The sequence below is a fragment of the Streptomyces sp. NPDC052701 genome, assembly GCF_040678355.1.
Classification (GTDB): Bacteria; Actinomycetota; Actinomycetes; order Streptomycetales; family Streptomycetaceae; genus Streptomyces.
The window spans coordinates 94,226-105,758 of sequence record NZ_JBFATO010000025.1 but is presented as its reverse complement, the minus strand read 5'-3'; the positions used below and the strand labels follow the sequence as shown (position 1 = coordinate 105,758).

Genomic DNA, 11,533 nt, shown 5'->3' with positions numbered 1-11,533 from the left:
GGCGTGACCATGCACAAGCCCAACGAACCCGGCTACAGCCACCCGGACGCCTACGTGATCGACGACTGGCGCTGACTCCACCGCCACGCCCGGCTTCCGGGAGAACCCGATGCCGACCCGATCCCTCCAGGGGGCGATGGCGGACAGAACCCCGGGAACGGTCCGGAGGCGGACCGGCGGAGCCACTGGGTTTACGGAAGATCGAGGCCGAAGGCGGCGTGCAGCAGGCGGTTCAGTCTGTGATCGAGACCGCGCGTGAGCGAGGGGTAGGCGTGCTTTCCCAGATGCCTGTGCTCGAACACCCGGCGAAAGTCCCGGCCGAAGACCGGAGCAGCGGCCTGGAACACGTCTGCTTCTCTCTCCCCCAGCGTCTGGAGCACGGGTACATCGAGGGGTCGGGGCTTCTCGAATATCCCGGCCCGCTCGTGGACAGGGGACCGCCATGCGGACATCGCGATGAAGAAGCGTACGCCGCCCAGTCCCACGTCATGCCCCCGAGCCTGATGGTGGAGAGCCGCGGAAGCGACCGCGGCGCCTTCACCGAATCCAGCGACACCGGCGAACGGCCCATGCTCTTCCGCGACCGCCCTGAGGTACTGGAGGGTCGAGTGTAGAGCTTCCTCGGCACCCCCCTGTGCCGCGTCCGCAGGAGTGCCGTGGTACTGGGCCCACAGCTCCGCGAAGCCCGTCTTCCACTCCCGGTAGGTTCCCGTCAGGTCGTAGAGACCTTCCTCTGCCAAGGAGTCCAGACCCCGCATCTCCAGGTGCTCCGTGCTGGTGAACGCCGGCATCGTGTAGGGGGCGTCGGGGATGACGAACTCCAGGTCCTCTCGTCTGGTCCAGCCGGCCTTTTTCAGCATGGCTCGGGAAAGACGTGCGTCGGTCCCCCGGCCCGGCAGGAACAGCACCCGGTGCCGTCGCGGCACGAAGACACTCATCGGGCCGAAGTCGTCGTGGCGGACGCGTCGCTCCACGGGGAACGCGGGGTCCCGCCGGTGAAGCAGCGACATGGTCGGGGCCATCACATCCCACAGCCGCTCCCCCGCGTCCGCCGTTCCGCCCATCATCGCGGAGTACGCCCGCCATTCCGCTTCCCGCTCTTTCTGGAAGCGGTCGAACGGGGCGAGCTCGGCGGTTCGCGACGCGACGTTCTTCTTTGCGCGCTCGATGAAGTCCCACAACTCCACGAGCAGCCGTTCGGAGGACGACCTGTCCGACGACTCCACGGCGACCCTGCCGAACAGTGCTTTCAGCTCCGCGGGGTCGTCGCGGAAATGCAGGTACGCCTCGGCGAACGCCTGGAGGAAGAACACGTAACTCGAGCAGAGCAGGGACTTCGCCTTCCGGGGGATCTGCGCACCGTCGTTGTAGGTGAACAGGTTGGGGTCCCCGTCGATCCAGAGCCCCTCGACTCTGCTGTCCGCACCGAAGATCTTCGACAGGACGCTGTGGTCCGTTTCCGACCCCAGGCATTTGACCAGTACGTCGGCCTCCACCTCCCGCCCGTCCTCCGTGACGACCGAACGGGCCGACACATGATCGATCTCGCTCTCGACGACGGTCACCTTCCCGAGCGCCTGCGCCAGGAAGTAGACGTCCGAGGCAGCCGGAACCGTCGACTGGTCCAGTACGAAGCCTCCGTCGGCTCCCTGGGAGAGCGAAGGGAGGTCGGCTATGTCGATGCCGCACAGCTCGTAGAACGGGCGCATGATGTCGACGACGTCGTCGAGCGGTGTCGCTCCCTCGCTCGAGTTGATCAGCCAGTTGCAGAGGGTGGACACGACCAGGTTCCGCCGCCGGCAGATGATCGTCACGTGCCGCGCACCGTTCTCCAGGGCCGTGCGCATGTTCTCCAAGGCGAAAGCACCGTGGCCGACGATCGCCACCGACGCGTCCTTGAACGTCTCCGGCGGCGTGTCATCGGCGACTCCGAGTCCGACGTGCCCCGCGAAGAGGTGCTCGTCACGGAATCGGTGCCGCACGGGCAGGTGGAGTCCGCCCGTGAGAGCCGCGACGCCCGCGACCCGGACGGACTTGGTGACGCCGCGCTGACGGTATACGGCCTCGTACTCCTGCTCCCGTACCTTCCGGACGGAAACCACTTCGCACTCGAAGTGGATCGGAGCCCTCAGCTCGGACGCCACGGAGTCCGCCTGCTGGAGGACCTCGTCCCTGCGGGGGAACACCGCTCGCCAGCGGTGGTCGCCGTGCACCGCGGGCGACGCGCTGTCGAAGCTGTACGCCGGAGAGTCGATCTGGACCTTGGAATCCGCGTTGGCGAGTGAGCTCCATACGCCGCCCACCCGGTCCCGCTTCTCCAGGATCACCGTCGCGACGCCCAGCTTCTCCAGTCGCCGAGCGAATCCGAGGCCCCCCAGGCCCGCCCCTATGACGAGGATCGGCAGACGCGATGCGGTGGGCGTCCGGGGCGCGGGCTGTGACGCGGGCTCCGGTGACGCCGGTCTTGTCGCGGACTGCGGTGTCACAGGCTCCGGTGCCGCGGGTCGTGTCGCGGGCTCCGGTGACGCGGGCTTGCGCCGAGCAGCCGCACCGTCGCTCGACCGGCTTCGCAGCTGCTCGAAGACGTACCCCACCAAAGAGCGCACATCTGCCGATTCCACGGCGAATTCCGGGGACAGCACGACCTCCAGGTCGGACGCGATCCTGTTGCGCAGCAGTACGCTTCCCAGCGAGTCCAGGCCTGAGTCCGCCAGCGAGGTGTCGTCCTCGACATGCCGTCCCACGGCTGTCCGGGCCGCCGTGCGTACGACCTGCTCCACGTCGGCCAGCACCGGTGGCGGCGCCGGCGCGTCCGTGCGCCGCCGGGTGGTGAAGCGTGAAACGAAAGGGTTCCTCAGCGACAGCGCGTCCCAGTCCAGCGGGGAGACGCAGACCACTCCCCGCTCGGGCCCGGCGAGCAGCCGGTTCAGCGCCGTTGCCCCGAGATCGTTGCCGATCGCTCCGAAGCCCGCGCTCCTCGCGCGTTCGACCGCCCCGTGCCGTACGGCGATGCCGGCGTCGGACCACACGCCCCACTGGACGGAGAGAACGGGCTCACCGCGCAGGGACCAGGACTCGGCCAACGCGTCCAGCGTCGCGTTCGCCGCGGCATGGCTCGCCTGGCCGGCGGCCCCGAAGAGGGAGGCGGCCGAGGAGAACAGCAGCAGGAAGTCCGGTGGCGCGAACACGGTCCGCAGATTCTTCGCGCCGTCGACCTTGGCCGCGTAGACCTGCCTCAGCTTCCGTTCCGACTGGTGCGTCAGCACACCGTCGGCCAGGACGCCCGCGGCGTGGACGACACCCGCCACCGCCGGCATGCCGGCTCTCGTCATCGTGTCCCGCGCCCGGCGAACGCTCAGCGGGTCGCTCACATCGCAGGTCACGCACTCGACCCGGGCCGCTCGACGCAGCCCGGCGACCGCGGGCGGCACCGGAGATCCCGGGTGCGCCGACCGGGACAGCAGCACCACGTGCCGCGCCCCCCGGTGGACCAGGAACTCGGCCGCCACCAGCCCCAGGGCTCCCGTCCCCCCGCTGATCACGTACGTCGCGTCCGGCCGGGCAGCGAACGCCTCGTCGCTCGTGGAGTGCCGCCGCAGGCGCGGGACTTCGAGGACGCCGGTCCTGGTGAACCGGTATTCCTCCTCCAGACGGCCGCTCCGGCTCAGCGTCAACGCCCGTGCCAGCTGCTCCCTGGGTGTCTCGACGCAGTGAACCGACAGGTCGGGCCGCTCCAGCCGGGCGGTCCGGGCCAGTCCCCACAACCCCGCGTCGTCGACCGCGCCCGGCGCCGGCAGGAACACCACCCTGCGGGGAGGGGAAAGCACCCCTACCGAACAGGCCTGCAGCACGCGCAGCCCCGCCGACACACCGGCTTCTCGTCCGTCGCTCAGCACCGCGACGCAGCCCCAGGCCCGCTCGGCGAGCACGGCGCCGAGCGCATCCGGGGTGCGCACCACGCGCTCGACCCACCCGCCCGGCAGGCCGGCATCGACGTCCGCGTCGGACAGCAGCAGATGGGGACCCGGCCACGGCACCCCCGAGGGTGCCTCCGCCTCGACCCATGCCGTCGCGTAGAAGCAGCCGGCAGCCGCGGACGAGGGCACGGCTGCCGTGGAAGGACTCGGGGACACACTACGCATATCGGCACTCCCTGTTCGCGGACGGTCGGACGGTCGGCAGAGGTTTGGGGGGACCGGTGTACGGGCCCATAGCCGGTTCAGCGGCCGGACGTCCCGCTCCGCCCCAGGTCTCGGAACTTCTTGGTCGCGATGTTCACGCAGAGGGACGGCGACAACCTGAAGAGCCACCAGAACAGCTTCCAGGCCGCGGGAACCACGACGATGCCCTTGTTCCGGGCGACCGCGTCGAGCGACTTCCCGGCGAATTCCTCCGCCGAGATCGGCTTCTGCTCCTCCCACATGTTCCGCGTCATCTCACGGGTCACGCCCTCGACGCGACGGCCGTACACGCCTCCCTCGATGAGGGGGGTGCGCACGACGCCCGGGCACAGCACGCTCACCCGCACTCCGAGCTGGGCCCCCTCGATGCGCAGATTGTGCGAGAGTCCGACCACGGCGTGCTTGGTGGTGACGTACGAGGTCGTCCCCGCGCTCGGGACCAGACCCGCCAGGGACGCGGTGTTCACGATGTGGCCGAACCCCTGGTCGATCATGAGGTTGTAGGCGGCCTGGACGCCGTTGACGACACCGACGAGGTTGACGTCGATCATGCGCCGCCAGTCCTCGATGCGGTAGTGCCGGGCGCCCGCACCCATGCCGTGGGTGATGCCGGCGTTGTTGAACAGGTAGTCCAGACGTCCGGTCCGCGCGACGGTGTCCTTGACGAGCTGTTCGAACTTCGCGTGGTCGGTGACGTCGAGCCAGGCGGCCGTCGCCTTCCCGCCGGAGTCCCGCAGCGCGGCCGCCACTTCCTCCGCCTGGTCGATCTGGAGGTCGGCCAGTACCACCTCGCAGCCCCGGGCGACGAGTTCCTCGGCCAGCGCGCGGCCGATCCCCGACGCGGCGCCCGTGATGATCGCGGTGGCGTCCCGATAGATTCTGATCTCGTTCTTCGTCGACATGACCGGATGTCCTTCCTGGTTCCCGTACGCGTCCTCAGCCCCGCAGGGAGGCTGTCTGCTCCTGAAACTCGCGGAGCGATTTCAGGTCCTGTCCGAAACGGTTGACGGTGTGCGCCTGTGCCGAGCCGCTGCCCGGCGGCAGGATGTACTTCACGAAGGTCGCGAGTGTCGCGCTCGGCCCGAGGTCGATGAAGGTCGCGTCGCCGGCGGCGGCCATCTTCTCGATGGTCCGCACGAAATCCACCGGACGTCTCATGGCGGCCCAGACGCCGTCGGCCGTCACGTCGACGACGTGGTCCGTGGCGGCGGACGACACGATGGGGATCTTCGGCGGAGCGAACGTGACGGTGCCGAGGAGGCGGCGCACCTGGTCCTCGACCGAGTCGATGAGTTCGGTGTGCACGCCGTGGTTGACCGGCAGCCGCTGGCAGACGATTCCTTCCTGCCCCAGGGAGCGTTCGAGCCGCTCCACCGCCTCGGTTCGGCCGCTGACCACGAAGTTGCCGTCGAAGTTGCGTCCCGTCACCCAGCAACCGGCGAACAACTCGGCATGGCTGCGCAGCAGTTCCTCCGTGCCGAGCACCGCCAGCATCCCCGACGGCGGGGTGCGGTCCGCCAGTGTCCGCGCGAATTCCACGGCGAAGGAGATCCCGAGCTCCAGCGGAAGCACCTCCGCGACCACGGCAGCGGTGATCTCGCCCAGGCTGTAGCCCACCAGGACGTCCGGCCGGTACCCCATTTCCTGCACGACCCGTGTGAGGCTGTACTCCACGCACAGCAGCGCCGCGTTGGAGTCCGCCAGCGAGTCGAACGGATCGCTCTTCGTGCGGTCCTGGTCGAATACGGTGTCCACCACCGACTTGCCGAGGACGGGTGAGGCGATGCCGTCGCAGTGCTCCAGCCAGAGCCGGTAGCGCGGGTGCCGTTCATACAGTTCGCGGGTCATGTGGAAGTACTGGGAGCCCTGCCCCGAGTACATGAACACGGTCGATCCGGTCACCGAGCCGCTCCTTTCGCGAGGTCTCGCACCTGGGCCCGGGGGCCGTTCGCCGTCAACACTTCTCGAGGCAGATCGCCGCGCTGACGCCGCCGAAGCCCATGCTCAGACTCACGGCCGTCCGGACCGCGCAGTCCTCCGCCTTCTCGCGCACCCAGGGGAACCTCTCGTCCAGCGGATCGACCAGGTTGCGGGTGGGGTGCAGCTTGCCCTCCCTCATCTGCAGGAGCGTGGCCACGATCTCCACCGCCCCGGCCGCGGTGAGCCCGTGCCCGGTGATCGACTTGGTGGCGTTGATCCGGGCGTGGGTGAGCCCGCAGCGCTCGAGCGCCCGCAGTTCGACCGCGTCACCGGTGGGCGAGCCGGTGCCGTGCGGGTTGACGTAGTCGACGGCTGACGCGGGCAGGCCGGCTTCCCGCAGCGCCGCCTGGATGACGGCCGTCTCCCCCTCCACCGACGGATGGGGATTGCGCGTGCCGTCCATCGCCCTGCCGCCGCCGCGGAAGCGCGCGTACGGCGCCGGTTGCCGGTGCCCGTCCGCCCGCTCGACGACCACCGCGGCGCAGGCCTCGCCGAAGACGAACCCGTCATGGTCACGGTCGAAGGGGCGGCAGGCCGCGGCCGGATCGCCGGCCCAGCGGTGGGAGCCCATGGCGCCCATGGCCCGGAACGCCAGGCATTCCCAGTACGAGAGGTCCATGAGCGCGCCGACGGCGATGCAGACGTCGGCCTCGCCGTACTGCACGGCCCGCACGGCCTGGAGCACCGCGAGCAGTCCGCTGGCCGACGCCCCGCCGAGCGTATGCGCGAAGCCCCGGATCGGGAACTGCTCGGTCAGGAACCCGCACAGGTCGGAGTCCATGAAGCCCATGCCGTAGGTCGGGCGCAGGAACTCGGGACGGTCCGCGTGGCGGGCGTGCAGCAGGGTCAACTCCCGTTGTTGCACGTTGGATCCGCCGACGACGAGTCCGATGCGGGATGGGTCGGCCTCGTCCAGCCCCGCCTCGTGCCATGCCTCGTGCACCGTGGTCAGGGCCGCCCTGGCCGAGAGCGAGGCCGTGCGCACGGTGCGCGCGGCGATGCTCCCGGGCAGGCCCGGCTCCTCCATCTCGGCGCCCAGGAAGGCCACGGCCCCGTCGCCGGCCGGGGCCGGGGGCAGCCGGCCCGGTCGCCGCATGAATCCGAAGGCGTGGCGACCGTCGAGAAGGGCTGCGACGAAGTCGTCCTTGCCCTGGCCCACCGCGGTGGTGACGCCCAGGCCGGTGACGACGACGTCGCGGCCGTCAGACCGCGGACTTGTCATGGATGAGATCCGCCAGCTCGCCTATGTTCTTCGCGTCCGCCAGCTCGACCAGGGGGATGCTCGCCGACAGCGACTCCAGGGTCATGACGATGATCTCCGCCCGGTCGATGGAGTTGGCTCCCAGGTCGCGGAGCGAGTCGGTGGGTGCGAAGCGGTGTTCTTCGAGTTCGGGGATCACCTCGCGGGTGTGTTCCACGATCAGGTCGAAGACGCGTGTCTGCGACATGGGGTCAGCCTCCGGTGTAGTGGGATGTGATGAGAGCCCGGACCTCGGGCTGGTGGAAGGTCTTCGCGTGCATGGCCACTTCGCGCTCGATGTAGTGCGGGAGTTCGGCGCGGAGTTCGGACACCAGATGGCTCTTGAGGGTGACCAGGGAGATCCTGGGCTTCTCGGCCAGGGTGTCGGCCAGTTCGAGGGCGTGGGGCAGCACCTCGGCGCGCGGCAGGACCGGGAAGGGGACGCCGCGCTCCTTCAGCTCGTGGCCGTAGTAGGTCTTCGCCGAGAGCAGCATTTCGCCGCCCAGGCTCATGCCGAGCTTCCTGGGCAGGATCAGGGTGGCGCCCATGCCGGGGGTGAACCCGTACTTCATGAAGTTCGTGGTGTAGATGCTCTCCTGGCCGAGGATCACGAAGTCGGCGAACATCCCCATGGCGAAGCCTCCGCCGATGCCGTGCCCCTGCATCGCCGCGATGACGGGTACGGGGCAGTCCAGCGCGAGGCTGTAGATGTCGGCGTCGGTGAAACTGATGCGCCGCTCCTGGATGAGGAGCAGGCTCTCCTTGGTGCCGCCGCTCGCGAAGTAGTTGCCGTAGCCGGTGAGGACGACGGCCTTGCAGCGTTCGTCGGCGGCGGCCTTCGCGAAGGCGTCCTGCAGGCCCGTGATGAGCTGATCGGAAAAGGTGTTCTTGTGCACCCGGTCCTGCATGGTGATCTGGGCGACGGAAGGGGCGATCTCCCGGTACTCGACGGGTGGGTCCTGCATTCCTACTCTCCTTCCCAGGGGAACTGTCCTGTCGTCACATAGCGTTCGATCTTGCGCAGGTTCCCCTCGTCGGAGAACACCTCCTGGTTGGCGGCGACGGCCTTGTCCCGGGAGGGGAGCAGGATGTCGTCGAGGGCGCGCAGGTAGGTCTTGTAGCGGGTCACTCCCGTCTTGGGCAGACGGCGCAGCCGCAGCAGGTGCCGGCGCAGCAGGTTGTCGCTGTTGTCCGCGCTGACGTCGACGAGTCCCCAGGCCACCGCCTGTTCGGCGGTGAACGGCTGGGTCATCAGGGTCATGTAGTTGGACTTGGCCGGGCCGACCTTCCGGGTCAGGAAGGGCAGGACGCAGGCCGGCATCAGTCCGAAGAGCATCTCGGACAGGCTGAACATCACCGTGTCCGCGCACAGCACGATGTCGCAGGCGGACACGAATCCCATGCCTCCGGCGTTCACCTTGCCGCGGACGTGCGCCACGGAGACGAACGATCCGAAGGCCAGCGAGAGCCACAGGTCGTACAGGGCCGCCGCGGGTGATTCCCCGTTCCCGCCGCCGGTGTCTCCCGCGGCGAGGTCGCCGAAGTCGGCGCCCCAGCAGAACACCTCGGGCAGCCCTTCCAGGACGAGGGTCGTGGCGTGCTCCTCGGCGAAGCGCACCACCTCCGCGCACTCCTCGACCAGGCGGGCGTTGATGGTGTTGCCCGCCTCCGGACGGTGCAGCTGGAGGAAGCAGATCCCGTTCTCGAAGCGGACCCTGACGGTGTCGAACGCCGCGGTGTTCAGGACACCCACTCGTACTCCCGGTGGAACTCGTCGATCCGCTTCAGGAAGAGGCGTTCCCGGCCGCTCCCGGTCCGGGCCTGCGGGACGATGTCGGTGCTCAGGTGGGCGTTGCGGGTGCCGAACTTCACCGCGTGGTTGGCCTGCAGCAGTGAGTCGTACTCCGGCATCGACAGCTCGTACCGGCCGCCGAGGTGCTTCTCCATGCCGAGATCGCGCGTGCGGTCCTGGCTCTCCTGGCGGGACACGCCGCTGAAGAACTCCGAGCAGCAGCCGGAGCCGTACGAGAAGACGCCTATGCGCTGAGGGCTGGACAGGTCCGCGTTGTCGATGGTGCTGGCCAGCGAGAGCATCGTGGTCGCACCCATGATGTTCCCGACGCGCTGACAGTAGGTCAGGCCCGGGTGCATGCGCCGCCGGAAGTCCTCCTCGATGGCCGCCGGACGTGCCTTGGCCATCTTGCGCATCAGGTTGCGGTGCGCACCCTTGATCATTCCGCCGAAGGGGGTGTGGAAGGCAAGGTAGCCGAAGGTGGAGACGAAGTCGACGTCGCCGACCCGGCGTTGGTACTCGCGGAAGGAGTTCTCGCAGCAGTCCAGGTAGGAGAGCAGGGACAGGTCCGCGTTGCCGGCTTCGCTGTCGGGCAGGGGTCGGCAGGTGTCCATCACCTCGTAGCCGTAGTAGCCGCTCGCGCCGACGTCGATCTGGAAGATGTGAGGGGTGTCGCTGACGATCATCGCCACGGCGCCGGCGCCGCCGCTCGGTTCGGCGAAGGACCAGTCCTCGGAGAGCGCGTCACCGCTCTCCGCGACCATGAACCGCGTGATGTCGGTGGCGATGACCAGGGCCTTCGCGCCCGGCGAGGTGCCCGACAGGATGAAGTTCGCCGCCGTCTGGAGCGCCGCGACCCCCGAGTAGCACGCGTTCTTGATCTCGAAGAGGCGGCAGTTGCGGTTCAGCCCGAGCAGGTCGTGGAAGTAGGTGCTCATGGACTTGCCGAAGTCGAACGCCGACTCGGTGGCGGTGATGACCAGCTCGATGGAGTCCCGTTCCTCGGGCGAGAGCGCGTCGATGAGAGGCTTGGCCGCGTTGACGCCGAACGTCACCGGGTCCTCGTACGGCAGCGCGACGGTCTTCTCCTTCATGAGGAGGTTGTCGAACCTCGCGGTGTCGAGACCTCGGTGGATCGCCAGCTTCTCCACGTCGAGATAGCAGGAGCCGGCGAAGACGTTCAGTGCTTCGATTCCAACGGTCGTCATGACTTCTCTTCCTGGGGCTTTTCCGGTCGGTTTCGGATTCAGTGCGCTGCCGGTACCGGCTCCAGTTCCCGGAGGTCGAAGTACCCGCGGTACCCGTGCATGTAGACGGCCGCCCGGTGCCCGAAGAGGACGGTTGCCTCCGTGGCGGTCTCCAGTTCTCCGTAGTTTCCGGTGGTGGACCGGAAACGAGAGCCGATCACATATCGATCATTCCATTTGCGGACCATTTCCACAGCGCTTTCAGGCGCCTTCTCCAGGGCCTTGGGGCGTGCTTTCCCGGCGCTTTTGAGTTCGCGGCGGATCTTCTCCAGCAATTTCGTCAGCACATTACCGTGACCGATCTCCTCAAACTCCATTCCGGGATGTTCGAGGAGGTGCTCCATGGAGTCGGACCACCGTACGGCGCACACCATCTGCCGCGTCAGGTTCTCCTTGACGAGATGATCCTCATAAGCCCTCGCGGTCACATTGGAGATGACCGGTACGCGCGGCTCGGACAGGGTCACTCCGGCCAGGAACCGCTCGAACTCCGCCCGGGCCGGCTCCATGTGCCGGGAGTGGAAGGCCCCGCTCGTCCGCAACGGCATGAACAGGTGGTTTCCGGTCTGGAACAGCGGCTTGGCGGCCTCGATGTCCTCGGCGCGACCGGAAATCACGATCTGCGACGGCGTGTTGAAGTTGGCCAGATCGACGGAATCGAGCCCGTTTCGCGCGAGGATGGTCCGGATCTCCGGCTCCGAGGCGTTCAGCACGGCCGCCATCCCGCCGCCCGCCGCCCGGCCCATCAGCTCCCCGCGTTTGCGTACCAGCCGCAGGCCGGTCTCGAAGTCGAACGCCTCGGCCGCCAGTAACGCGTTGTACTCGCCAAGGCTGTGACCTGCGACGAAGTCGGGAACCTGACCGGTCTCGCGGAGCTTGCGGTAGTAGGACAAGGCGTTCACGACATACATCGCGGGCTGGGTGTACTGCGTCCGGTCCAGCAGTCCTTCAGGATCCTCCAGGCAGAGGTCCTTGATGGAGTAGCCCAGGATCTCGTCGGCCGCTCGAGTCAGATCCGCGAATTCATCGAAAAGGGCAGAGCCCATTCCCTTTTGCTGCGCCCCCTGTCCGGGGAAGACATAGGTCCTCATGG

General features: G+C 68.2%; 9 protein-coding genes. All 9 read right to left on the bottom strand.

The genetic code is table 11. The features are described 5' to 3' along the window. Window positions 1-191 precede the first annotated feature (191 nt). The gene (locus AB0L29_RS25010; RefSeq protein ID WP_365829987.1) at window positions 192-4,142 is read right to left on the bottom strand and encodes an SDR family NAD(P)-dependent oxidoreductase; all 3,951 of its coding nucleotides are present in this window, start codon (window positions 4,140-4,142) and stop codon (window positions 192-194) included. A gap of 77 nt (window positions 4,143-4,219) precedes the next feature. Then, entirely contained in the window at window positions 4,220-5,083 is an 864-nt protein-coding gene (locus tag AB0L29_RS25005) for an SDR family oxidoreductase (protein ID WP_365829986.1), read from the bottom strand. Between the two features lie 34 nt (window positions 5,084-5,117). Further along, on the bottom strand, window positions 5,118-6,083 hold the full coding sequence (locus AB0L29_RS25000) for an acyltransferase domain-containing protein (protein ID WP_365829985.1): 966 nt from the start codon (window positions 6,081-6,083) through the stop codon (window positions 5,118-5,120). Between the two features lie 52 nt (window positions 6,084-6,135). Then, window positions 6,136-7,383 carry a beta-ketoacyl synthase N-terminal-like domain-containing protein gene (locus tag AB0L29_RS24995; protein ID WP_365829984.1) on the bottom strand — a complete coding sequence of 416 codons (1,248 nt, stop codon included), beginning with the start codon at window positions 7,381-7,383 and terminating at the stop codon, window positions 6,136-6,138. After that, window positions 7,364-7,609 (bottom strand): acyl carrier protein, encoded by a 246-nt coding sequence (locus AB0L29_RS24990; protein WP_365829983.1) that lies wholly within the window; start codon window positions 7,607-7,609, stop codon window positions 7,364-7,366. Before AB0L29_RS24990 ends, AB0L29_RS24995 begins: the two co-directional genes overlap by 20 nt. Before the next feature lie 4 nt (window positions 7,610-7,613). Continuing rightward, window positions 7,614-8,366: a polyketide synthase gene (locus AB0L29_RS24985; protein WP_365829982.1), complete on the bottom strand. Its 753-nt coding sequence runs from the start codon at window positions 8,364-8,366 to the stop codon at window positions 7,614-7,616. A 2-nt stretch (window positions 8,367-8,368) separates the two neighbouring features. Beyond that, window positions 8,369-9,154: an enoyl-CoA hydratase/isomerase gene (locus AB0L29_RS24980; RefSeq protein WP_365829981.1), complete on the bottom strand. Its 786-nt coding sequence runs from the start codon at window positions 9,152-9,154 to the stop codon at window positions 8,369-8,371. Continuing rightward, entirely contained in the window at window positions 9,142-10,401 is a 1,260-nt protein-coding gene (locus tag AB0L29_RS24975) for a hydroxymethylglutaryl-CoA synthase family protein (protein WP_365829980.1), read from the bottom strand. The genes AB0L29_RS24980 and AB0L29_RS24975 overlap by 13 nt, the downstream gene beginning before the upstream one ends. 38 nt (window positions 10,402-10,439) lie before the next feature. Then, window positions 10,440-11,531 (bottom strand): ACP S-malonyltransferase, encoded by a 1,092-nt coding sequence (fabD, locus tag AB0L29_RS24970; RefSeq protein ID WP_365829979.1) that lies wholly within the window; start codon window positions 11,529-11,531, stop codon window positions 10,440-10,442. Window positions 11,532-11,533 lie beyond the last annotated feature (2 nt).